21 protein-coding genes are annotated in these 22,230 nt (G+C 64.2%); 15 read left to right on the top strand and 6 right to left on the bottom strand.

Annotated elements, in window-relative coordinates:
- Positions 1-777 precede the first annotated feature (777 nt).
- From hisS to ricT, 8 genes are all read left to right on the top strand, one after another.
- A complete protein-coding gene (gene hisS, locus QZY67_RS01955) occupies positions 778-2,178 on the top strand; it encodes a histidine--tRNA ligase (protein ID WP_295368291.1) in 1,401 nt (466 codons plus the stop codon).
- A gap of 112 nt (positions 2,179-2,290) precedes the next feature.
- Positions 2,291-3,700 (top strand): S-layer homology domain-containing protein, encoded by a 1,410-nt coding sequence (locus QZY67_RS01950; protein ID WP_295368290.1) that lies wholly within the window; start codon positions 2,291-2,293, stop codon positions 3,698-3,700.
- Between the two features lie 57 nt (positions 3,701-3,757).
- Positions 3,758-5,551: an aspartate--tRNA ligase gene (gene aspS / locus QZY67_RS01945; RefSeq protein WP_295368289.1), complete on the top strand. Its 1,794-nt coding sequence runs from the start codon at positions 3,758-3,760 to the stop codon at positions 5,549-5,551.
- Positions 5,552-6,045: 494 nt separating this feature from the next.
- A complete protein-coding gene (locus QZY67_RS01940) occupies positions 6,046-6,867 on the top strand; it encodes a tyrosine-protein phosphatase (protein WP_295368288.1) in 822 nt (273 codons plus the stop codon).
- Positions 6,868-7,658: 791 nt separating this feature from the next.
- Positions 7,659-8,993, top strand: coding sequence for an aminotransferase class V-fold PLP-dependent enzyme (locus QZY67_RS01935; RefSeq protein WP_295368287.1), 1,335 nt, complete (start codon positions 7,659-7,661; stop codon positions 8,991-8,993).
- Positions 8,994-9,048: 55 nt separating this feature from the next.
- Positions 9,049-9,372: a cyclic-di-AMP receptor gene (locus QZY67_RS01930; RefSeq protein WP_294534899.1), complete on the top strand. Its 324-nt coding sequence runs from the start codon at positions 9,049-9,051 to the stop codon at positions 9,370-9,372.
- Positions 9,372-10,367: a DNA polymerase III subunit gene (locus QZY67_RS01925; protein ID WP_295368285.1), complete on the top strand. Its 996-nt coding sequence runs from the start codon at positions 9,372-9,374 to the stop codon at positions 10,365-10,367. The genes QZY67_RS01930 and QZY67_RS01925 overlap by 1 nt, the downstream gene beginning before the upstream one ends.
- Before the next feature lie 88 nt (positions 10,368-10,455).
- Positions 10,456-11,841: a regulatory iron-sulfur-containing complex subunit RicT gene (ricT, locus tag QZY67_RS01920; RefSeq protein WP_295368284.1), complete on the top strand. Its 1,386-nt coding sequence runs from the start codon at positions 10,456-10,458 to the stop codon at positions 11,839-11,841.
- Positions 11,842-11,895: 54 nt separating this feature from the next.
- On the opposite strand, the gene QZY67_RS01915 is transcribed toward ricT, so the two are convergent.
- The 6 genes from QZY67_RS01915 to rpmH all read right to left on the bottom strand — a co-directional run bounded on the left by QZY67_RS01915 (position 11,896) and on the right by rpmH (position 16,262).
- A complete protein-coding gene (locus tag QZY67_RS01915; RefSeq protein ID WP_294534890.1) occupies positions 11,896-12,666 on the bottom strand; it encodes an AIM24 family protein in 771 nt (256 codons plus the stop codon).
- 379 nt (positions 12,667-13,045) lie between these two features.
- The gene (gene jag / locus QZY67_RS01910; RefSeq protein ID WP_295368283.1) at positions 13,046-13,852 is read right to left on the bottom strand and encodes an RNA-binding cell elongation regulator Jag/EloR; all 807 of its coding nucleotides are present in this window, start codon (positions 13,850-13,852) and stop codon (positions 13,046-13,048) included.
- A 32-nt stretch (positions 13,853-13,884) separates the two neighbouring features.
- Entirely contained in the window at positions 13,885-15,306 is a 1,422-nt protein-coding gene (locus QZY67_RS01905) for a YidC/Oxa1 family membrane protein insertase (RefSeq protein ID WP_295368282.1), read from the bottom strand.
- 97 nt (positions 15,307-15,403) lie between these two features.
- Complete coding sequence (gene yidD / locus QZY67_RS01900; protein ID WP_294534881.1) at positions 15,404-15,622, bottom strand: membrane protein insertion efficiency factor YidD; 219 nt, start codon at positions 15,620-15,622, stop codon at positions 15,404-15,406.
- Complete coding sequence (gene rnpA, locus QZY67_RS01895; protein WP_294534879.1) at positions 15,619-15,966, bottom strand: ribonuclease P protein component; 348 nt, start codon at positions 15,964-15,966, stop codon at positions 15,619-15,621. Before rnpA ends, yidD begins: the two co-directional genes overlap by 4 nt.
- A 161-nt stretch (positions 15,967-16,127) precedes the next feature.
- Complete coding sequence (gene rpmH / locus QZY67_RS01890; RefSeq protein WP_006570963.1) at positions 16,128-16,262, bottom strand: 50S ribosomal protein L34; 135 nt, start codon at positions 16,260-16,262, stop codon at positions 16,128-16,130.
- A 344-nt stretch (positions 16,263-16,606) separates the two neighbouring features.
- Between rpmH and dnaA the strand changes: the two genes are divergently transcribed.
- The 7 genes from dnaA to QZY67_RS01855 all read left to right on the top strand — a co-directional run bounded on the left by dnaA (position 16,607) and on the right by QZY67_RS01855 (position 22,230).
- A complete protein-coding gene (gene dnaA / locus QZY67_RS01885) occupies positions 16,607-17,929 on the top strand; it encodes a chromosomal replication initiator protein DnaA (protein ID WP_295368280.1) in 1,323 nt (440 codons plus the stop codon).
- A gap of 337 nt (positions 17,930-18,266) precedes the next feature.
- Positions 18,267-19,379: a DNA polymerase III subunit beta gene (dnaN, locus tag QZY67_RS01880; protein ID WP_295368279.1), complete on the top strand. Its 1,113-nt coding sequence runs from the start codon at positions 18,267-18,269 to the stop codon at positions 19,377-19,379.
- 11 nt (positions 19,380-19,390) lie between these two features.
- The gene (locus tag QZY67_RS01875) at positions 19,391-19,843 is read left to right on the top strand and encodes an acyl-CoA thioesterase (RefSeq protein ID WP_295368322.1); all 453 of its coding nucleotides are present in this window, start codon (positions 19,391-19,393) and stop codon (positions 19,841-19,843) included.
- The gene (locus tag QZY67_RS01870; protein WP_295368277.1) at positions 19,830-20,042 is read left to right on the top strand and encodes an RNA-binding S4 domain-containing protein; all 213 of its coding nucleotides are present in this window, start codon (positions 19,830-19,832) and stop codon (positions 20,040-20,042) included. The genes QZY67_RS01875 and QZY67_RS01870 overlap by 14 nt, the downstream gene beginning before the upstream one ends.
- Entirely contained in the window at positions 20,039-21,142 is a 1,104-nt protein-coding gene (recF, locus tag QZY67_RS01865) for a DNA replication/repair protein RecF (protein WP_295368276.1), read from the top strand. Before QZY67_RS01870 ends, recF begins: the two co-directional genes overlap by 4 nt.
- Before the next feature lie 419 nt (positions 21,143-21,561).
- The gene (locus QZY67_RS01860; protein ID WP_295368275.1) at positions 21,562-21,909 is read left to right on the top strand and encodes a hypothetical protein; all 348 of its coding nucleotides are present in this window, start codon (positions 21,562-21,564) and stop codon (positions 21,907-21,909) included.
- A gap of 9 nt (positions 21,910-21,918) precedes the next feature.
- Positions 21,919-22,230, top strand: a complete 312-nt coding sequence (locus QZY67_RS01855; protein WP_295368274.1) for a Tat pathway signal protein — start codon at positions 21,919-21,921, stop codon at positions 22,228-22,230.

Genomic DNA, 22,230 nt, shown 5'->3' with positions numbered 1-22,230 from the left:
GCCGCCTCCAGCCTCTGCCTCGTGCTTTGCTCCCTGCCCGAACAACCTTGTTGTATTTTAATAGAATAACTGCCCCTGAATTTCCCGGTTTTGGACCGCAAACGGTTGACATTCGGGGCGATTTGGGATACTATTGTGCTGTATGCAGTGACAAAAACCGCTATGACGGAGCATGAGTACCAGGCCATCCGCCGGACAGAGAAGGACGCCCTCGGCTGAAAGCGTCCCACGGACCGGAACCCGGGAAAGACGGCTCTACCAGCGGGGATGGAGACATCCACGGCCCGCTCCCCGTAACAGGAGCACAGAGGGTGGGACGAAATATCCCGCCGAACATGGGTGGCACCACGGAGGCAGGCGCTTTCGTCCCATTGTCTGGGGACGGAGGCGCTTTTTTGTCTTTCTGTGCCACACCCCAGCGAATCTCTGATTCGCCGGGGACCCCCGATTTGACTCAAATTGCCCGGAGTGAATCCGGTCAATTTCAAGGTTTTGCTGCGCAAAACGCTTGACGCCGCACTCGCGGCGAAGAGTAGCAACGGTCTACCCTATTAAAAAGGAGTTTTTCTCATGGATCGTATCAAGCCCCGCACCCTCTCCGGCTTTATGGAGCTGCTCTCCCCAGCGAATCCCTGATTCGCCGGGGCCCCTGATTTGACTCAAATTGCCCGGAGTGAATCCGGTCAATTTCAAGGTTTTGCTGCGCAAAACGCTTGACGCCGCACCTGCGGCGGCCCGGCAGCAGCGGCCTATTTCCATCAAAAAGGAGTTTTTCTCATGGATCGTATCAAGCCCCGCACCCTCTCCGGCTTTATGGAGCTGCTGCCGGCGGATCAGGTGCTCTTTGACCGCATGACGGACATCCTCCGGGAGAGTTACGCCCTCTACGGCTTCACTCCCCTGGACACCCCCGCCATTGAGGCCAGCGAGGTGCTGCTGGCCAAGGGCGGCGGCGAGACCGAGAAGCAGATCTACCGCTTCCAGAAGGGAGACAGCGACCTGTCCCTCCGCTTTGACCTGACCGTCCCTCTGGCCAAGTACGTGGCCCTCCACTACAACGACCTGAGCTTCCCCTTCCGCCGCTTCCAGATCGGCAAGGTCTACCGGGGTGAGCGGGCCCAGCGGGGCCGGTTCCGGGAGTTCTACCAGGCCGACATCGACGTCATCGGCGACGGCAAGCTGGACATCATCAACGAGGCGGAGATCCCCTCCATCATCTACCGGGCCTTTACCGCCCTGGGCCTGAACCGGTTCAAAATCCGGGTGAACAACCGGAAGGTGCTCAGCGGCCTCTTCGCCCTGCTGGGCCTGGAGAAGCAGGCGGGCGACGTGATGCGCACCATCGATAAATTGGAAAAAATTGGTTCAGATAAAGTGAAGGCCATCCTGACGGACGACTTCGCCGTGCCCGCAGATACCGCCGACACCCTCCTCTCCCTCCTCTCCGCCGCCGATCCCATGGCCGCCCTGGAGCCCTTCCGGGGGAAGAACGAGCTGTTCGACCTGGGTGTGGAGGAGCTGAACACGGTGGTGAAGTACATGGCCGCCTTCGGCGTGCCCGCCGACCACTTCATGGTGGACCTGACCATTGCCCGGGGCCTGGACTACTACACCGGCACCGTCTATGAGACCGTCATGCTGGACCACCCGGAGGTGGGCTCCATCTGTTCCGGCGGCCGTTATGATAACCTGGCGGAATATTACACCGAAAAACAACTCCCCGGCGTTGGCATCTCCATCGGCCTCACCCGGCTGTTCTATGTGCTCCAGGAGCAGAAGATGCTCAACCCCGCCGCCAGCGCCGCCCCCGCCGACGTGCTTATCCTGCCCATGACCGGGGACCTGTCCGCCGCCATCTCCTTTGCAACCGCTCTGCGGGCCCAGGGCGTCCGGGCCCAGCTCCACTGCGAGCAGAAGAAGTTCAAGCAGAAGCTGACCTATGCCAACAAGCTCTCCATCCCCTTCGCCGCCTTCCTGGGCGAGGACGAGGTGAATGCGGGTACCGTCACCGTGAAGAACCTGCTCATGGCCGACGACTTCACCGAGGAGGAGAAGGCCAACCTGGAGAGCCAGGGCATCTACAAGCAGGTGACCCTGCCCGCAGCCGAGGCGGTGGCCTACGTGAAGAACTGCCTCTCCGGCCAGCAGGCCGGCCGCCCCATCCTGGACAAGGAGTAAGCCGGGCCGGGCAGCCCAACCCGCTGCAAAAGGGAACTTTCACCCCCCGGTTTCCGTCTGATACACAGGCGGCGTCCCGCCGCACTCTGACCGCTTACTGGAGGATTTCAATATGAACCGCAAGCTCATCGCCCTGGGCCTGTCCCTGGCCCTCACCCTCACCGGCGCCCCCGCCCTGGCGGCCTCCGCCGGGGACAGCTTCCCCTCCCTCAACCCCTACCCCGGGTACGCCGACGTGCCCGCGGACAGCTGGTTTGCCTCCAGCGCCCAAATCTGCTATGAGACCGGCCTCATCACCGGCTCGGACAAGGGCTTCGAGCCCTACCGCACCATGGCTGTGTCCGAGGCGGCGGCCATCGCCGCCCGCATGGCCGAAATCCTGGACGGCGGCGACGGCCTCTTCGACAACCCCGCCGGTTCCCCCTGGTACGCCGGCGCGGTGGACTACCTGAAGGGCCTGGCCCAGGACGACGCCGTGGTCCTCTCCCTGCTGTCCCAGCCCGATGAGACCGTCACCCGGCTGGGCTTCCTCAAGCTGCTCTCCGCCGCCCTGCCCGCGGATCAGCTCGCCGCCGTCAACAGCATCACCGCCCTGCCCGACACCGGCGACGCCGACGTGCTCCGGTTCTACAACGCGGGCATCCTCACCGGCGTCAACGAGTACGGCGTCTTTGCCGGCAGCAACACCCTGACCCGCAGCGAGGCCGCCGCCATGGTGGCCCGGGTGGCCCGGGAGGAGCTGCGGGTGTCCTTCACCCCCACCTTTGACGCGGTGGTCTGGGCCTCCCTGGACGCCCCCGACACGGTGTACTTCCAGGGCGGCGGCAAAACCGTCACCGCCAGGGACTATCTGAACGCCGTCCTCACCGCCGTGGGCTCCCTGAGCAGCGGCTTCCTGTGGAACGAGCAGCACGCCTCCGGCGTGACCAACGAGGCCTGGGTGGAGAACACCGCCATGTCCGCCCTGGGCGTCACCGGGGATATGGCCACCGAGCACTGCAAGGACCTGGACCTCCAGGTGTTTTACAGCCGCTATCTGGACCTGACCGGCGGCGAAGCCCAGGCCCAGGCCTACACCCTCTACATCGGCACGGAGGACAGCTTTGCCTCCTACGCCGCCGCCCCCACCGCCCTGGACCCGGCCGCCGACAGCGCCGGAGTGGTGCGCCACCTCCTCTCTGAGATGAGCGCCCTCACCGGCTGGAACCTGGACGCCGCCGACATCACCGTGGGCAAGGGGGGCGTGACCGTGGCCTGGGCCTCCACCTGCGCCCTGTACACCGGCCCCGCCGAGCCCCAAAAGGACGAGTTCCACATGTACGGCGCCGACCAGCTGGCCTTTACTCTGCTGGACAGCGTGCAGCGCACCATCCAGTGCGCCTTCTCCCCCGCCAACCCGGAGGGTCTGGACGTGTGGTTCTGCGCCGCCGACGGCAGCGCCCTCAAGCTGGACAACCTGGGCGTCACCCTGCCCATTGACCAGCCCTATTCCCACAGCCTGCTGGCCGATCTGATGGGGTAATTTAAATACAATCCGTTATTTTTAATATTGTATATTACAATTTGGAGTTGATTTTTCATGGATAACGCGCGTACCTGCTACCGCAGCCACTCCTGCGGGGAGCTCCGCATGGAGCACGTGGGACAGACCGTCACCCTGGCGGGCTTCCTGGAAAACTTCCGCGAGGTGGGCGCCAGCCTGGGCTTCGCGGTGCTGCGGGACTTCTACGGCACCACCCAGGTGGTGGCCGAGACCGAGGAGATGGTGAAGGCCATCAAGGCCCTGAACAAGGAGTCCACCCTCCAGGTCACCGGCGTGGTGCGGGAGCGGGACAGCAAGAACCCCAAGCTGCCCACCGGCGACATCGAGGTGGTGCCCCAGACCATCGAGGTGCTGGGCCGCTGCCGCCATAACGAGCTGCCCTTCCCCATCAACCGCAGCCGGGAGGCCGACGAGTCCGCCCGCCTGAAGTACCGCTACCTGGACCTGCGCAACCCGGAGGTGAAGGACAACATTGTCCTCCGCTGCAACGTGGTGGCCGCCCTGCGGCAGGCCATGACCGCCCACGGCTTTATGGAGATCACCACCCCCATCCTGACCGCCTCCTCCCCCGAGGGCGCCCGGGACTACCTGGTGCCCAGCCGGAAGCACCCCGGCAAGTTCTACGCCCTGCCCCAGGCCCCCCAGCAGTTCAAGCAGCTGCTGATGGCCTCCGGCTTTGACAAGTACTTCCAGATCGCCCCCTGCTTCCGGGACGAGGACGCCCGGGGCGACCGCTCCCCCGGCGAATTCTACCAGCTGGATATGGAGATGGCCTTTGCCGACCAGGAGGACGTGTTCGCCGTGCTGGAGGACGTGCTGCCCCCCATCTTCGCCAAGTACGGCAAGTATGATACCGCCTCCTCCGCCCCCTTCAAGCGCATCCCCTACCTGGAGGCCATGGAGACCTACGGCTCCGACAAGCCCGACCTGCGCATCGACCTGACCGCCCAGGACGCCACAGAGGCCCTGGGCTCCTGCGGCTTCGGCCCCTTTGAGGGCAACACCGTCAAGGCGGTGAAGGTCACCGGCTTCTCCGCCACCCGCAAGCAGATCGACAAGCTGTGCGCCGACGTGGAGGTCCAGTCCGGCGGCAAGGTCTACTGGTTCCGCTACGACGAAAACGGCGAGATTGTGGGCGGCATCGCCAAGTTCGTCCAGCCCATCAAGGAGGCCGTGGTGGCCGCCCTGGGCCTGGAGAAGGGCTCCTTTGTGGGCCTCACTGCAAGCAATAAGAAGCTGACCGCCCAAAAGACCGCCGGTGTGCTCATTAAGATGCTGGCCCCCCTGTGCCCCGACCACTTCCACAGGGAGACCTATGAGTTCTGCTGGATCGTGGACTTCCCCATGTACGAGATCGGCGAGGAGAGCGGAGAGCTGGAATTCTGCCACAACCCCTTCTCCATGCCCAACGGCGGCCTGGACATTCTGAAGAAGGCCGCCGCCGGCCAGGTGGACCCCCTGTCCATCACCGCCTATCAGTACGACCTGGTGTGCAACGGCGTGGAGCTGTCCTCCGGCGCGGTCCGGAACCACGACCCGGAGATTATGATTGAGGCCTTCCAGCTGGTGCGGCTGGGCGAGGACGACGTGAAGGCCAAGTTCCCCGCCATGTACAACGCCTTCACCTACGGCGCGCCCCCCCACGCCGGCATTGCCCCCGGCGTGGACCGGATGGTCATGCTGCTCTCCGGCGAGGACTCCATCCGGGAGGTCATCCCCTTCCCCATGAACAAGAACGCCCAGGACCTGATGATGGGCGCCCCCAGTTTTGTCACCCAGCAGCAGCTGGACGAGCTGAACATCGTCTGTACCAAGAAGGAAGAGGATTAATCCCGCGCCCATCATCAGGGGGCCCCTGCCGAGGCATAAGCCTTCCCTTTTGGGGAAGGTGGCCCAGTGCGCACACTGGGGCGGATGAGGGGAAAGCTGTCAGTTCACTTCAAACCCGCAAGAGAACGCCCTTCGGGGAGGTACTTTTCACCGGCGAAAAGTACCCAAAAGCCGCCGGGGACACAGGGGCAGGCGGCTTTTGCAAGCCTTATGCCCCCGTTTCCCCGGACCCCTTTCGGAGTACGTTCTGCGGCGGCGGCGTCCAATGACCCGCCAAACTTGAAAGTCGTTGCTTGCCGGTTCGGTACCCTGCGTACCGTTACTGCCACGCCCGAGCAGCGTTACCCGCCCAGACTTGCCACTCTCTGCAATTCATCGGCGATCTCAACGCCGCACGGAGTCTCTGCGTTGTGCTTTAGCCTTCGGCCGAGGCAAAAAGACGTTTCCCATACGGAGCAATTTCCTGCCGCAGATAGAAAAAGGAGTGACGGTTCATGTCCCAACTGCCCGGTTCCATCGGTCTTACCGGAGTGAAAAACGCCCGCGAGCTGGGCGGTATTCCCGCCGCCGGGGGGAAGAAGGTGCGGCACGGCCTGCTGCTGCGCACCGGCGCTCTCTGTGACGCCACGGAGGAGGACCGCCGCATCCTGGCCCAGGACTACCGTCTGGCCTGGGTGGCGGATTTCCGCACCCTGAAGGAGGCCAATGCCCGGCCCGATCCGGCCTTCCGGGGCGCGTCCTTCTACCACCTGCTGGTGCTGGACGAGAACGGCGGCGGCATGAGCCGGGCCGCCCGGTCGGTGGCCGAGCAGGGCCGCAGCGATTTCGCCGCCCTGCTGGTGGAGATGGCCAGGGCGGGCACCTTCAGCGACAAGTCCTACTGCGAGCTGCTCTTTACCGCCTGGGGCATGGAGGCCTACCGTGCCTTTCTGGATCTGGCCCTGAAAAACGACGGGGAGCACGCCCTCCTCTTCCACTGCACCGCCGGCAAGGACCGCACCGGCATCGGCGCGGCCCTGCTCCTCTCCGCCCTGGGGGCGGACCGGGAGGCCGTCATGGAGGACTTTCTCCTCACCAACCAGTACCTGGCCCATGAGCTCTCCCTGGTGGAGGACTACGTCCGCCGGAGCTGCCCCGGCGGGGCGGATGCCCTGATGCCCGCCATCCGGGCCACTGCCGGGGTGGACCGGCGGTGCCTGGAGCTGATGCTGGAGGAGATTGACCAGCGGTTCGGCTCTATGGACGCTTTTCTCTCCGGTCCCATGGGCTTCAACGGCCGGAAGCTGGAGCGGCTGCGGGCCATCTATCTGGAATAAGGCTGACGAAACCGGCCCCCGGCGGGAAAAATCCCGCCGGGGGCCGTCTTTTTAGAATGTTCACAAATTGCCTGCCGCCGTTCACAAAATGTTCCCAGTTTTTTCAGACTGATTTCAGTTTAATTGGGTATGATATGTGTGTCAACAGAGATGATACCTCTCTCTCTTGACTCTTCCCAAGCCCGGGCGGAGCCTTGAGCAAGTTCCGTCATACGGGCCGCGTTTCTTCTTTCCTTCTTTCCCGGCAAAAAGCCGGCCTGTCCGCAGGCCGGCTTTTTGCCGTGCTTTTTTATCACTGCAAACATGTTCCGCCTTCCCCCATGAAAGGCTTGCCTCGGGTGTGACTGAGACAAAACGCAGAGACTTGGAGCGGCATTGAGATCGCCAATGAATTGCAGAAACTTTCAAGTCTGGGAAGGTAACTCTGCTCGGGCAGAAGGGGAACAGCATGCAGAGCACCGAACCGGCAAGCAACTGCTTTCAAGTCTGGTGGCCGATGAATTGCACCGCCGCAGGACGCGTCTCTGAAGGGGGTACCAGGGGGAAACGGGCGCGTTTGGCCCTGAAAGGGCCCCTCCGCGCCTGTGTCCCTCTGGCGGCTTTTGGGTACTTTTCGCCGGAGAAAAGTACCCCGTCGGAGACCGTTCCTCTCATCCGTCATTTGCTTCGCAAATGCCACCACGGGTTAAGGAAGGGTTCTTTCTGTCTGGGGGAAGGCTGTGGCGCTCCGCCTTGCGGGCCGGGGCGGATTTTGATATACTGGAGGAAACTTTTTTCCGGGAGATGACGCCATGGGACCCACCCCCCTCTACGATGCCCTCCGGGCCTTTGCCGCCCGGGACCCCCTGCGGATGCACATGCCCGGCCACAAGGGCCGCGCCATGCCCGCCCCTGAATTCTCCCCCCTGGCGGCCATCGACTTCACCGAGCTGCCTCCCACCGGCGACCTCTTCGCCGGGGACGGACCAATCCGGGAGGCGGAAAACCTGTGGCGGGACGCTCTGGGGATGGGAGAGTGCCTCTTTCTCACCGGCGGCTCCACCCAGGGCATGCTGACCGCCCTTACCCTCACTTGCCGTCCCGGAGACAGCGTGCTGCTGGACCGGGGATGTCACCGGTCGGTGTACAACGCCCTGGCCCTGCTGGACCTGCACCCCGTCTTTCTCCCCCGGCCCTGGCTGACGGAGTCCGGCGTCACCGGGCCAATTGACCCCCGTGATGTGGAAAACCTGCTGGCTTCCCACCCGGAAGTCAAGACGCTCTGTATTACTTCTCCCACATATTACGGTGTGTTGTCGGATTTGCCCGCTCTGGCTAACATGATCCATTCCCGGGGTGGAAAGCTGGTGGTGGACGCCGCCCACGGCGCCCACCTGCCCTTTCTAGGGTACACGGGCATGGAGAAAGTGGACATCGCCGTGGTGTCCGCCCACAAAACACTCCCCGCCCTGGGTCAGACCGCCCTGCTGCTGTCGGGAAAAGGCAGCGGCCTTACCCACGCCGCCCTGCGGTCCGCCGCGTCTCTGTACGGCAGCTCCAGCCCCTCCTATGTGCTCATGGCCAGCCTGGACCTGGCCCGGGCCTGGATGGAGGGCGAGGGAGCGGCGGCTTATGAGCGGGCCGCGGCGCTGATGGCAGACCTGCGGCGGCGGTTCCCCTCCCTGACCGAGTCCATGGCCCCTCTGGACCCCGCCCGGTTTGTGCTGCGCACCGGGGACGGCTTTGCCGTCCAGGCCGCCCTGGAGGAGCTGGGGGTGTGGCCCGAGATGGCGGACGCCGGCCACGTGGTGTTTATCCCCACCTGCGCCGACACGCCGGCCGACTTCGCCCGGCTCGCCGGGGCCATTTCCCGGGTGAACCCGCCGCCAGCCGGGGACAGCCCCTTCCCGCCGCCGCCCCCCCTGCCCCGGCTGGTGTGCTCCCCCAGGGCGGCCCGCTTCGCCCCCTGGGAGACCGTGCCCTTTGCCGCGGCGGAGGGCCGGGTGTCCGCCGCCCAGATCGCCCCCTACCCGCCGGGGGTGCCCGTGGTGGCGCCGGGGGAGGAAATCGGGAAAAAACATCTCGCATATTTGTCGGAGATAGGTTATAATATGGAAAAAGAGGGCTGCCGGGTGCTCTGCCTGTAAGTGTGTGGCAGGCAGGCCCGCCCTCTCGCTCACTGTTCCTTTAGGAGGGATTACCATGAAACTGATTCTTGCCATCATCAACCGGGACGACGCCAACGCCGTCACCCAGGCCCTGACCAAAGCGGGCTTCTCCTCCACCAAGCTGTCCACCACCGGCGGCTTCCTCATGGCGGGCAACGTGACCATCATGGTGGGCGTGGACGAGGAAAAGGTCCAGGCCGTGATTGATATTATCAAGGAGCACTCCCACAGCCGCAAGGAGCTGATCCCCACCACCACCGAGATGAGCTACGGGTACTACCCCTCCATGCCGGTGGAGGTGCTGGTGGGCGGCGCCACCATCTTCGTGGTGGACATCGAGCGGTTCGAGCGCGTCTGATGAACCTGCGCCTTCTGGCGGGCAACGCCGCCCTCAAGGGGCAGCTGGAGGCCCAGACCGCCCGCCGTGGCCTGTCCCACGCATACATCCTCAGCGGCCCGGCCGGGAGCGGCAAGCGCACCCTGGCCCGGCTCCTGGCCGCCGCCTTTGTATGCCGTGAGCAGGGGGACAGGCCCTGCCTCTCCTGCCCCGACTGCCGCAAGGCCATGGGGGGCATTCACCCGGATATCTCCGCCGTCGGGGATGACGGCAAGGACATCACTGTGGCCCAGGTCCGGGCTGTCCGGGCCGACGCCTACGTCCGCCCCAACGAGGCCGGGCGCAAGGTGTACATTCTGGAAAACGCCCAGACCATGAACGCCAGCGCCCAGAACGCCATGCTCAAGCTGCTGGAGGAGGGACCGCCCTACGCCGCCTTCCTCCTCCTCACCGACAACGCCGCCGCCCTGCTCCAGACCGTCCGGTCCCGGTGCGAGACGCTGGCGCTGTCGCCGGTGACCGAGGCCCAGGCGGAGGACTGGCTCGCCCGCAGATACCCGGACAGGGCCCGGGAGGACATTGTCCGGGCGGCCCGCCGGTGCGAGGGCCTGCTGGGCCGGGCCGTGGCAGAGCTGGAGGGCGCCGGGGATACCGGCGTCCAGGCCCGCAGCGCAGCGCCCGAGCTCATTGCCCGGCTCTCCGCCGGGGACGAGCTGGCATGGATGGAATTCTGTATCTCCCTGGAGAAGTGGGACCGGGACAGTCTGTCCGCGCTCTTCTCCGAGGGGATTCTGCTGCTGCGCCACGCCCTGGTGCTCCGCGCCGGCGGGGACTGCGGCGAGGCCGACCCCGACCGCCGCTCCGCCGCCGCACAGGCAGCCCGGGCCCTGTCTCCCAGGGCCATGCTCGCCGCCACGGACGTGCTGGAGCGGCTGCGCGCCGCCTGTACCTTTAACGTAGGCGCCGGGCACCTGGCCGGCTGGCTGTGCGCCGGCCTGGTCCGCTGCCGGGGATGATTTCCCATCATCCGGCCCTGCGGACCGCTTTCCCCCCAGGGGGAAGGCTTATTCTGAACGTGCGCCCAGGTGGGCGCTGGAGGTACCTATGACCGAAATCATCAGCGTCCGCTTCAAGAGCGGAGGTAAGGAGTACTACTTCGACCCCAGGGGCACCCAGGTCCGGGCCGGACAGGGCGTCATCATCGAGACCTCCCGGGGCATTGAGTACGGCGAGTGCGTCAAGGGCAACACCATGGTGGAGGACGAGAGCGTGGTGGCCCCCCTCCGCCCCCTGGTGCGCATCGCCACCGAAAAAGATCTGGACACCGTGGCCCGCAACCGGGAAAAGGAGAAGAAGGCCTTCCAGATCTGCCAGGAGAAGATCGCCGATCACGGGCTGGACATGAAGCTGGTGGAGGTGGAGTACAACTTCGAGGGAAATAAAATTCTCTTCTTCTTCACCAGCGAGGGGCGGGTGGACTTCCGCGCCCTGGTGAAGGACCTGGCCGGCGTGTTCCACACCCGCATTGAGCTGCGGCAGATCGGCGTCCGGGACGAGGCCAAAATGCTGGGCGGCCTGGGCATCTGCGGCCGTCCCTTCTGCTGCGCCTCCTTCCTGGACGACTTCCAGCCCGTGTCCATCAAGATGGCCAAGACCCAGAGCCTGTCCCTCAACCCCACAAAAATCTCGGGCACCTGCGGGCGGCTCATGTGCTGCCTGAAGTACGAGCAGGACGCCTATGAGGACGCGGTGAAGCGGATGCCCAAGAACGAGAGCTTTGTGGAGACGCCCGAGGGCGTGGGCACCGTGTCCCAGGTAAACCTGCTGCGGGAGACGGTGAAGGTCCGGCTGGACGACGCGCCCGAGTCCCCCCGCTGCTTCCACAACTGCGAGATCTGCGTGGTGCGCAACGGCAAGGGCAAGCGGCCGGAGGGGTACGTGGCCCCGCCGCCCGAGGAGCTGGCCAAGCTGCGCAAGGTGACGCCGCCCCCCGAGGACCCGGAGGAGAAGCTGCGCAGCAGCCTGGGCACCGCCCTCACCGGCCTGGGACTCACCGCCTCTGTGCAAACCGGAGAGGAGAAGCAGGCGGAGGGGGCCAAGTCCGGCCGGAGCCGCGGCCGCGGCCGGAACAAGGGCGGCGAGGGCAGGAGCGAGCAGCCCCCCCGCCAGAACCAGGAGGGCAGGCCCCAGAAAAAGCAGGAGCCCAGGCGCGGGGAACAGAAGAGACAGGAGTCCAGGGCCCTGCCCGAGGGCAAGCCCCGCCAGGAGAAGCGGGCGGACAGGCCCCAGCAGAAGCCCAGGGGGGACAGGCCCCGTCAGGAGCGCCCCCCGCAGCAGGCCCAGCAGCCCAAGGCCAAGCCCGCCGAGGCAGTGAGCCCGGCGCCAGCCGCCGAGGGCGGCGAGAAAAAGCCCACCCGGCACCGCCACCGCCGGTACCGTCCCCGGCCCAAGGGGGAGGGCGGCGGCAATCCCCCCGCGCCCCAGGCATAAAAAAGATAGAAACGCGGCGTCTCGTTCTTGAGACGCCGCGTTTTTGCAGGGATATTACGCAAAGCCGTGGATCACTGGGGCCATCAGCACCTTGCCGCTGCCCCGGTACACATTGACCAGTCCCTCGCCGGAGGCCGCCGAACCGATGAGGCTCTTGCCCGACCGCTCCACCGTAAAGTCCAGGCTGCCGCTCCAGGCCACGGCCATGTTGCCGTCAATCTTCAGCACATCGTTGTGGAGGGTGATCTCCACCATCTCCTCCCTGGGGCACTCCGACTCCAGGCAGAGCACGCCCTCGCCCATGATGCCCAGGTTGAACAGCCCCTCGCCGCCCGCTGCCGCAGAGGAGATGTTGGAGCGCATGACCGCCTTGTGCTTCAGATTGGAGTCGCAGGCCAGGAACAGGCCGTCGTCCAGCACCACCGAGCCGTTCCACTCCCGCAGGTCCAGCAGAACAATATGCTTGTAGGTGGGCTCCAGCACCAGCAGGCCGTCGCCGGTGTACTCCGGCTTAATGGCCGACTCGCCGGTAACCCTGCCCCGCACGGCCTTGCCGAACAGGTCCCCCACGCCCTTGATGCCGGTGGTGGCGTTTACATTGCCCAGCATCCACTGCATGGCTCCGGCCTGAAGGGTGATGTTGGCCTTGCTCAGGTCGCAGATGACCTGCCGCTTGCGCACATTCATGGCGTTGCAGTAATAGGCCATCTGGGCGTCCCCGGGCAGGACGCTCAGGTCGCGCTGATATTCGATCACCGTAAAGGGTCCCATGGAGGTCAGGGTTTTCACATCGTCGTTGTTCTGAAAGTTGGAAATCTCGTACATGGCGCGCTCCCCTTTCTGTTTTGGCCCCGGCGGCTTTCCCTCCGCCGGGCTCCGCTTCCCGCAGAGGCGGGCTGTACCTCCATCATAGCCGGGCGGGGTGCGGACGTCAAGCCCTCTATATTTCCATGTGAAAAAACGCGGGGGACTCCTGTCCCCCGCGTCAGCGTGTCGAAAAACCTCCCAGAAGGGGAAGCCTCGCAGAGTTCCGTCATCCGCAGATGACGGAATCAAATGAACTCATGAAATTTTTGCCGACAATTTCATCAGAAATCGAGGTGAAAATTTCATGAAGCTCCTTCGAAAAAGTGGCGGAAGCCACTTTTTCGACAGACTGACGCGGGGGACTCCTGTCCCCCGCGTCTCCGTGTTCTGTATGAAATTACGCGCCCCGGTGCTCGCCCCGGCTGTAGGCCACCACGGTGCGGCGGTTGGGCTCGGTACCGGTGGAGTAGGTGGTCACGTCGGGGTAGTCCTGGAGGGCGGTGTGGATGACATGGCGCTCATAGGCGTTCATGGGCTCCAGGGTCACATTCCTGCGGTACTTGACTACCTTGCCCGCCACCTTCTGAGCCAGGCGGGTCAGGCTCTCCTCCCGCTTGGCCCGGTAGCCCTCGGCGTCCACGTGGACCCGGACCCGGTGGGACTGGCCGTGGTTCACGGCGTAATTGGTCAGCTGCTGGATGGCGTCCAGGGTCTCACCCCGGCGGCCGATAAGGCCGCCCAGGTGCTCGCCCAGCAGCTCCACCTCGTAGGTGTTCTCCTCACCCAGGGTGATGGAGGGGACGGCGTCCGACCCCATGTGGGCCAGCAGGCCGGTGAGGAAGGCGTGGATGCGCTGGGCGCGCTCGTCATCCCCCACAGGGGCGGGGGCGGGCTTGTCCGCTGCGGGGGCCTTCTCCTCCGCGGCAGGGGCGGCGGGCGCCTCATGGACCGCCTTGAGCGTTTCCTTCGCCACAGGGGCGGCCGGAGCGGGCTGAGCAGGCCTCTCCTCCTCCGCAGGCTCTTCGTCGGGGGCCTCGTAGGTCACCTTCACCTTGGCCGGGCAGGCGCCGATGCCCAGAAAGCCGGTCTTGGCCCGCTCCAGCACCTCCACGGATACGTCGTCCCGGTCCATTCCCAGCTTCTGAAGGGCGGCCTCGATGGCGGCCTCCTCAGTGCGGCCGGTGCTCTCAATATATTTCAGCATGGGCTGTTTTCTCTCCTTTTCGAGGAAAAGTATCAGGACTGCTTTCCGTCCTCGGCGGAAGCGTCGTAGTCGGGGGCGTCATAGCGGGGAGTCTCAAAGCCGGGGGCCTGGGTGGTGCCGGCGTCCCCGGCAGGGGCCTCGGTGGGGACCTGAACGGCCTGCTCCGCCTTCAGCTCGTCCACGATCATCTGGTCGGCGGCCTCCTCCAGGGCGGCCTCCTCCCGGCGCTCGGACTTGCGCTCCAGCTTCTTGTCCTCCGCATTCTCGGTCACAGCGCCGTCCAGCTCATGGTAGGGGGTGGGGCCGTCGGGGCTGAAGCGGTAGGGGTCGTAGGCCCGGCCCCGGGCATAGGCCCGGATGCCCACCCGGCTGGCCTCACGGACAGAGGCGGGAATCTTGTTCTCATCCGCATCCTTGGCCTTGGGGCCCTTCTTCTTGCCCTTGTTGTGCTTGGCCTCCTCGATGCGGCGGGTGCGCTCGGCCCGCTCCTCCTCCCGGCGGTGCTTCTCCTCCTCTTTCTCCTCGGCCTCCCGGCGGGCGGCCTCGACGGCGGCCTTTTCATAGTCCTTTTTCAGGATCTTGCCGGCCAGGAACTCCTGGAGCATGGACAGCACGTTCTGGCTGATCCAGTACACCGACAGGCCCGCCGGCATGGCAAAGCCGATCCACAGGGACATGAGGGGGGAGATGATGAGCATGGTCTTATTGGTGGAGTTGGCGGCGGCGTTCTGGCTCTGCTTGTTGACCGCGTTGGTCTTCATCATAATCAGAGAGAACAGCAGGCCGGATCCGGCGGACACAATGGGCATGAGGAACAATCCGATGTGGGCCCAGTCCACCACATCCCAGGTCCAGAACTCCCACTGGGGCATCTGGGCCAGGTTCAGGCCCAGGAAGTTAAAGTTGATAACCCGTGCGCCCTCGGCCACGGCCTGGACGGCGCTGATGTTGTCCGGGGTGATGAGAGACGCCAGGTACAGCTGGTTGTAGCCGGTGTTGACGAAGTCGGCGGCCTCCCGGATCCAGCCCTGGGCCACCGCCTCGGTGCTCCAGTTGACCACCTGGGCCACCTCAGCGATGACGTCGGGGGTCAGGTTCATCAGGTAGGTCAGGGGCTGGCGGATAATGGCGTACAGGGGGAAGAGGATAAGCACGGGCAGCATGCTCCAAAGGCAGCCGCCCATGGGGTTGACCTTTTCCCTCTCGTAGAGCTTCTGAACCTCCAGATTGTACTTGTCCCGGTTATTGCCGTACATTTTCTGGAGCTTTTGCATCTGGCCGTTGAGCATGTTCATCTGGATCATGGACCGCTTGGCCTTGATGGACAGGGGGAACAAAATGACCTTGACCAGCACGGCGAAGAGAATCAGGGCCACGCCGTAGTTGTCAAAGAGCTCGTAAAAGAGCATCAGGACCCATACAAAAGGGGTCAGGAGAAGCTGAATTCCTTGCATTGAATGGCCTCCAAAGTGAATTTTCGGGGCTGAAGCGGGGGATTTTCTCCGTCAGGACGCCAAAAGGGCGGCCCGGCGCCGGGGCGGACGGACCGCCTCATGGGACCGGGTCGTACTCAATGGACTTCTGCCGGTGAAATGGGTGGCACCGCAGCAGCCGCCGCAGGGCCAGCAGCCCGCCCTTGACCGCGCCGTACTTCTCCACCGCCTCCAGAGCGTACTCCGAGCAGGTGGGGATAAACCGGCAGCAGGGGGGCCGCAGAGGGGAGATGCTGCGCCGGTAGAACCGGATCATCCGCAGCAGCAGCCCCTTCATGTTCCGCTTCCCTCCAGAAGGCCCAGCTTGTCCGCCGTGCGGAGGAACTGCCGCTGCAGCTCGGCGTACCGGCTGTGGCAGGCCCGGACCCGGGCCACCACCACAATGTCGTACCCCGGGCGGATCTTGTCCTCGTTGGTGCGGTATACCTCCCGCAGCCGGCGGCGGACACGGTTGCGCACCACCGCCTTGCCCAGCTTGGTGCCGGTGGTGAAGCCCAGCCGGTTGTAGCCCAGCCGGTTCTTCCGGCAGTACACCGCCATGCAGGGGTTCACGGCGCTCTTTCCCTTGGCGTAGAGCCGCCGGAATTCGTGATTGAGTTTGAGAGAGACCGTGTGATCCATGCTGCGCCTTCCTTTAAGAGACGGGTTTTGGGGAGGGAGTACTCCCTCCCCGCCGGGAAAATAGGGAAAACAGGGCCAATTTGTCCGTATGCTGCGCAGGGGCGGAAGGATTAAGCTCCTCCGCCCCTCAATAAAGCCCTATTTCCTTGTGTGCCTTCACCTTAGTGGGTCAGGCGGGCGCGGCCCTTCGCACGGCGGCGGGCCAGGACCTTGCGGCCGTTGGCGGTACGCATACGCTTGCGGAATCCGTGCTCCTTGGAACGCTGGCGCTTCTTGGGCTGATAGGTACGAACCATCGTGTTACACCTCCTGTTCGTTTAAAAAGCGGCCGGAGCCGCCCTCCACAACGGCCGGAAATTTGCCCGGCCGCGGTCGTCAATTGCCATGCCTTTACACCCCAAAACCGGGTATAATAGCGCACTGGGTATTATAACCGAAAACAAAATCCCCTGTCAACTACTATTTTTGGAAGAAAAACAAGAAAATTTTCTCCATCCCACTATATCTTGTGGGTGTACAGAGAGATACCACAAACCCACTTATTTCTTTTAAGATGTGTAGGCGCAAAAAACATTGCTAGGGAGGTATTTTTTTGGTATACTCAAAGAGACGCATTTTTTTGCAAAAGGGGGTTTCACCCGTGAATTCACCGGCCGACATATGGGCCAAGGTTCTCTCCCTCATGGAAGCGGACATGACCGCCACGGCGATCAACACCTGGTTTGACGACTGCACCGCCGTGGCCCTGGAGGAGGACCGCTTCGTCATCCACTCGCCCACCAACTTCAAGCGGGACATCATCCGCAAGCGCTATGTCCCCAATATCCAGAAGGCCCTTCACGAGCTCTTTGCCGCCGACTTCCAGGTGGAGGTCCTGGGCGAAGGGGAGCTGGACCACTTCACCGAGGCCGCCAAGCCCGTGGACAGCACCTTCCTCCCCGGCACCGAGGACTATACCTTTGAGCGCTTCGTGGTGGGCTCCTCCAACAAATTCGCCCACGCCGCCGCCCTGGCCGTGGCCGACAACCCCGGCAAGAGCTACAACCCGCTGTTCATCTACGGCGAGTCCGGCCTGGGCAAGACCCACCTGCTCTACGCCATCGCCCACAAGATCCACGCCACCCGCCCCGACTTCCGGGTGGTGTACATCAAGGGCGACGCCTTCACCAACGAGCTGATCCAGGCCATCCGGGAGGGCCGCAACCAGGAGTTCCGGGAGAAATTCCGCTCTGCCGACGTGTTCCTCATGGACGACGTGCAGTTCATCGCCGGCCGGGAGAGCTCCCAGGAGGAGATGTTCCACACCTTCAACACCCTCTACGAGGCCGGGCGCCAGATCGTCTTTACCGCCGACCGCCCCCCCAAGGAGATGCTGCGGCTGGACGACCGGCTGAAAACCCGGTTCGAGTGGGGCCTGCCCGTGGACATCAAGCCCCCCGACTACGAAACCCGGGTGGCCATCATCAAGAACAAGGCCATCCGCCGGGGCATGAATCTGCCCGAGCCCGTGCTCAAATACATCGCCGACAACATCACCTCCAACGTCCGCCAGATCGAGGGCACCGTCAACAAGATTCTGGCCTTCCAGGAGCTGATGGGCGAGAGCGTGGACGTAAAGACCGTCACCCGGGCCGTCCAGGACATGTTCAAGGAGAAGGCCGAGTTTCTCCCCTCCGCCGACGTGATCATCGAAGAGGTCTGCAAATTCTACAACATCGACAACGACGCCCTCCGGGGCCAGGGCCGCACCAAGGACACCGCTCTGGCCCGGCAGATGGCCATGTACCTCATCCGGCGCATGACCTCCCTGTCCCTGAAGGAGATCGGCAAGGAGTTCGACGGCCGGGACCACACCACCGTCATGCACTCCATCGAGCGCATTGAGAACCTGATGAAGTCCAACGCCGAGGTGGCCGAGATCATCAAGGACCTGAACACCAACATCAACGCCCGGTACGAATAAGCCCCCGGGGCCCTTTTTGCGCTGCGGAAAGGGCCTGGCCCATCACACCCTCTGATGCAGGATTTCCTGCATCCATCCGATTACAGCGGGCAATCAGATTTATCAACATTCTGTGGACATGTGGAAAAGCCTGATGTGGACAACTTTTCTTCTCCCCGCGCCCTGTGGAAAGCCGCAGATTTTCTCCACACCCCCTGTGGACAGCCAAAGCCCTCCGGCCCTAAGGCTCCCGCCGTTTTTCCACATCCACATTCCCTACTACGGTTACTACGAATCTATATAGCCTCTCCTCTCCTGATCGCGCCGAGAGGAGAGACGGAAACGGAGGTTCCATCCCATGAAATTCACCTGTGAGAAGGCCCTGCTCCAGTCCGCCATCTCCACCTCCAGCCGGGCCGTCTCCCCCAAGAGCTCCATCCCCGCCCTGGAGGGCATTCTGCTGGAGGCGGGCAGCGAGCTGCGCCTGACCGGCTATAACCTGGAGACCGGCATCCGCACCATTGTGCCCGCCGACATTCAGAGCCAGGGCTCCCTGGTGCTCTCCGCCCGGCTCTTCGGCGAGATCGTCCGCAAGCTGCCCGACGACACCGTCATCTTCACCGCTGAGAACTATATGGTGAACATCAAGTGCGGCATGAGCGAGTTCAATATCCTGGGCACCGATCCGGAGGAGTTCCCCGAGCTGCCCACCGTGGAGTATCAGAACTCCTTTGTCATCACCCAGGAGCGGCTCAAGGCCATGATCGGCCAGACCCTCTTCGCCGTCAGCGACAACGAGAGCCGCCCCATCCATACCGGCTCCCTCTTTGAGGTGGATGAAAACGGCCTGACCGTGGTATCGGTGGACGGGTACCGGCTGGCCCTGCGGCACGAGCCCATCGACAAAAAGGAGGGGGAGGCCGCCTTCTCCTTCGTGGTGCCCGGCGCGGCCCTCAGCGAGGTGGAGAAGATCTGCTCCCAGGTGGACGAGCCCGCCTCCGTCACCCAGGGCGCCCGCCACGTCATGTTCAAGGTGGGCGACACCATGCTGGTCTCACGGCGGCTGGAGGGCGAGTTCCTGGCCTACCGCCAGGCCGTGCCCCGCAACAACCCCATCCACATCGAGGGGGATACCCGGGCTCTGCTGGCCTCCATCGACCGGGTCTCCCTCATCATCAGCGACAAGCTCAAGAGCCCCCTGCGCTGCGTCTTTGAGGAGAACCTGCTGAAAATCTCCACCAAGACCGCCATCGGTGACGCCCGGGACGAGTGTCCCGTGTCCGGCGACGGCAGGGGCCTGGAGATCGGCTTCAACAACAAGTACCTGATGGACGCCCTCAAGGCCGCCCCCGCCGACCGGGTGCGGCTGGAGCTGTCCACCGGCGTGTCCCCCTGCGTCATCCTGCCCGACGACGGGGGAGACAGCTTCCTCTATATGGTGCTGCCCGTCCGGCTGAAGGCGGGCGAATAACCGTGGAACCCATGGAAATCAGGCCCTATCTGCGCAAGGTCCAGTTCTACGAGACCGACGGCATGGGCATCGTCCACCACGCCAACTATATCTACTGGATGGAGGAGGCCCGCACCGACCTGATGGACCAGCTGGGCTGGGGGTACGACAGGGCGGTGGAGGCGGGCATCGACTTCGCCCTCACCGAGGTAAACTGCAAGTACCGGTCCATGACCCCCTTCGGGGAGACGGTGGCCATCACGGTCACCGTCACCAGGCTCACCCCCGCCCGGGTGGACCTGCACTACGACATCACCAGCGCCGCCGACGGAACCCTCCGGGCCCAGGGGGAGAGCAGGCACTTTTTCTACGACCGGGCCAAGGGGGCCCCGGTGGCCCTGAAAAAGGTCCTGCCTGAGGTCTATGGGCGGCTGGCCGCCCTGCTGGGCCACCCGGAAGAGAGGAAAGACAATGGAAAAGCATGAAGTGAAGATCACCACCGAGTTCATCAAGCTGGAGGGTCTGCTCAAGTTCGCCGGCGTGGCTGAGACCGGCGGTGAGGCCAAGAACATCATCCAGGCCGGAGAGGTGTCCGTCAACGGCGAGGTGTGCACCATGCGGGGCAAGAAGGTCCGTCCCGGCGACGTGGTCACCCTGCCCGGCCTGGAGCTGACCGTGGTATGATAGTAAAGTCCATTACCCTGGACTTTTTCCGCAACTACCCCCACCTGGAGACCCCCTTCTCCCCTGCCGTCAACGTGATCTGCGGGGAGAACGCCCAGGGCAAGACCAACCTGCTGGAGGCCATCGGCTACCTGTCCACCGCCTCCAGCCGCCGGGCCCGGTATGACCGGGAGCTGATAGCGTTCGGCGTGGACCACGCCCTTGTGAAGGCGGAGGTTTTTTCCCGGGAAAGGGACTTCACCCTGGAGGCCCGGCTGTCCCGGGGCGCCCGGCGGCAGCTGCTGTCCAACGGCGTGAGACTGAAGACCGCCGGAGAGCTCTCGGGGATGCTCAACACCGTGTTCTTCTGTCCGGAGGATCTGACGCTTATCCGGGAGGGGGCGGCGGAGCGCCGCCGGTTCCTGGACGAGTGCATCTGCCAGCTCCGGCCCCGGTACGCCGCTGCACTGGCGGAGTACCGCCGCCTCCACGAGCAGAAGACCCGCATCCTCCGGGACTGGGAGGAGAAGCCCTCCCTGCTGGACGCCTTGGACGACTTCAGCCTGAGAATGGCCCAGACCGGGGCCGTCCTCATCCACTACCGGGCCCACTTTGTCCGCCGGCTGCGGGAGACCGCCCCGGCCATCCACCGGGAGTTCTCCGGCGGGCGGGAGGAGCTGGGGCTGAAATATGAGACGGTGAGCACAGTCCAGGACCCGGAGGGGGGCGTGAAGGACATCCTCTCCGCCCTTATGGCCCACCAGGAGCGCCACCGCCGGGCGGAGCTGGAGTCCCGGCAGTGCCTGTCCGGGCCCCACAAGGACGACCTGACCGTGGAGCTGGGGGGCGTGGCCGCCCGGCAGTTCGCCTCCCAGGGCCAGACCCGCACGGCGGCGCTGTCCCTGAAGCTGGCCGCCCGTGAGATTTTTCACGACGATACCGGAGAGTGGCCCGTGCTGCTGCTGGACGACGTGCTCTCCGAGCTGGATCAGCGGCGGCAGAGCTTTGTTCTCAACCGCATCAAGGGCGGGCAGGTGTTCATCACCTGCTGCGAGGACGAGAAGCTGGAGCACCTGGAGGGCGGCAAGGTGCTGCGCATTCATAACGGCGCGCTGGTGTGAGCAGAACCTGAAATATGGTGCAGAGACCCCGTGCGGCATTGAGAAAGGTTCTTGAATTGCAGGGACTTACAAGTCTGGGCGGGTAACGCTGCTCGGGCGACGCAGGAACGAAACCGGACAGCCGAACCGGCAAGCAACTGCTTTCAAGTTCGGTGGCTACTTGAACCCCACCGCCGCAAGCCGCATCTCCGAAAGGGGTCCGGGGAAACGGGGGCATTTGGCCCTGAAAGGGCCCGCTGCCCCTGTGTCCCCGGCGGCTTTTGGGTACTTTTCGCCGGTGAAAAGTACCTCCCCGAAGGGTGTTCTCCTGCAAGCTATGTGCCCACTGAAAGCCTTCCCCTCATCCGTCATTTGCTTCGCAAATGCCACCTTCCCTCAGGGGAAAGCTACGAAAACCCCACAAAAAGGAGGTTTCCGGCATGTTCCATCTGCTTCTGGCAGCCCCGGTGCTGGCGGTGTTCGGCGCGGCGGCGGTGTTTGTGCTGTCCCTGCCCTTCTGGGCGGGAGGCCTGCTCCAGCTGGCGCTCACCATATTCTGCCGGAGAAAAATCCTGTATGCCATCCCGGCGGCTCTTGGGATTGTGGGCGTCATTGCCTCCGCCGTGGAGCTGGCGCCCGCCGTGGGCGCGGGCCCGGTGGCAATATACTGGCTGCTGTATTTTTTGGAGCTGCTGGCGATTTTTCTGGTGGTATATAACATCAAACGTGCCGTTTTGAGACTGATAGAGAAGAAAAAGGCGGGGAAAGACGCCAAAAACGGCGGATAAGGGAGCGCTATGCCCATTCTGATTTTGTTCTGCCTGCTGCCGCTGCTGCTGGGCGCGGCGGCGGAGTACGCGGCATACCGGTTTGCCCGGCGGAAGCTGTGGCGGTGGGCGCCGCCTCTGGTCTGCCTGGCGGTGACGCTGGCGGTGTTTTTCGCCCGGTTCTTCGGCTGGTCGGACGCCGGCGGCGCGCCCATTGAGACCCTGCTCTTTGTGCCCGGCCTGCCGGCGGCGCTGGCATTTCTGGGGATGTACCTGGGGCGGCGGCTGTACAAGCGGCTGTGGGACCCCAGGGTCATTGACGACGACGGAAAAGGAGGTTAA

The organism is uncultured Pseudoflavonifractor sp. (assembly GCA_904419835.1).
Taxonomy (GTDB): Bacteria; Bacillota; Clostridia; order Oscillospirales; family Oscillospiraceae; genus Pseudoflavonifractor.
This window is presented reverse-complemented; position numbering and strand designations above follow the sequence as displayed.

Bases quoted from the DNA above. Each gene is read 5' to 3' on its own strand.
- QZY67_RS01950 (WP_295368290.1), top strand. From the start codon at position 2,291: ATGAACCGCAAGCTCATCGCCCTGGGCCTGTCCCTGGCCCTCACCCTC.
- QZY67_RS01860 (WP_295368275.1), top strand. From the start codon at position 21,562: ATGTTCCATCTGCTTCTGGCAGCCCCGGTGCTGGCGGTGTTCGGCGCG.
- ricT (WP_295368284.1), top strand. From the start codon at position 10,456: ATGACCGAAATCATCAGCGTCCGCTTCAAGAGCGGAGGTAAGGAGTAC.
- QZY67_RS01870 (WP_295368277.1), top strand. From the start codon at position 19,830: ATGGAAAAGCATGAAGTGAAGATCACCACCGAGTTCATCAAGCTGGAG.
- aspS (WP_295368289.1), top strand. From the start codon at position 3,758: ATGGATAACGCGCGTACCTGCTACCGCAGCCACTCCTGCGGGGAGCTC.
- yidD (WP_294534881.1), bottom strand. From the start codon at position 15,622: ATGAAGGGGCTGCTGCTGCGGATGATCCGGTTCTACCGGCGCAGCATC.
- QZY67_RS01875 (WP_295368322.1), top strand. From the start codon at position 19,391: ATGGAAATCAGGCCCTATCTGCGCAAGGTCCAGTTCTACGAGACCGAC.
- QZY67_RS01915 (WP_294534890.1), bottom strand. From the start codon at position 12,666: ATGTACGAGATTTCCAACTTTCAGAACAACGACGATGTGAAAACCCTG.
- recF (WP_295368276.1), top strand. From the start codon at position 20,039: ATGATAGTAAAGTCCATTACCCTGGACTTTTTCCGCAACTACCCCCAC.
- QZY67_RS01905 (WP_295368282.1), bottom strand. From the start codon at position 15,306: ATGCAAGGAATTCAGCTTCTCCTGACCCCTTTTGTATGGGTCCTGATG.
- QZY67_RS01940 (WP_295368288.1), top strand. From the start codon at position 6,046: ATGTCCCAACTGCCCGGTTCCATCGGTCTTACCGGAGTGAAAAACGCC.
- rpmH (WP_006570963.1), bottom strand. From the start codon at position 16,262: ATGGTTCGTACCTATCAGCCCAAGAAGCGCCAGCGTTCCAAGGAGCAC.
- QZY67_RS01855 (WP_295368274.1), top strand. From the start codon at position 21,919: ATGCCCATTCTGATTTTGTTCTGCCTGCTGCCGCTGCTGCTGGGCGCG.
- jag (WP_295368283.1), bottom strand. From the start codon at position 13,852: ATGCTGAAATATATTGAGAGCACCGGCCGCACTGAGGAGGCCGCCATC.
- QZY67_RS01935 (WP_295368287.1), top strand. From the start codon at position 7,659: ATGGGACCCACCCCCCTCTACGATGCCCTCCGGGCCTTTGCCGCCCGG.
- hisS (WP_295368291.1), top strand. From the start codon at position 778: ATGGATCGTATCAAGCCCCGCACCCTCTCCGGCTTTATGGAGCTGCTG.
- QZY67_RS01930 (WP_294534899.1), top strand. From the start codon at position 9,049: ATGAAACTGATTCTTGCCATCATCAACCGGGACGACGCCAACGCCGTC.
- dnaN (WP_295368279.1), top strand. From the start codon at position 18,267: ATGAAATTCACCTGTGAGAAGGCCCTGCTCCAGTCCGCCATCTCCACC.
- rnpA (WP_294534879.1), bottom strand. From the start codon at position 15,966: ATGGATCACACGGTCTCTCTCAAACTCAATCACGAATTCCGGCGGCTC.
- QZY67_RS01925 (WP_295368285.1), top strand. From the start codon at position 9,372: ATGAACCTGCGCCTTCTGGCGGGCAACGCCGCCCTCAAGGGGCAGCTG.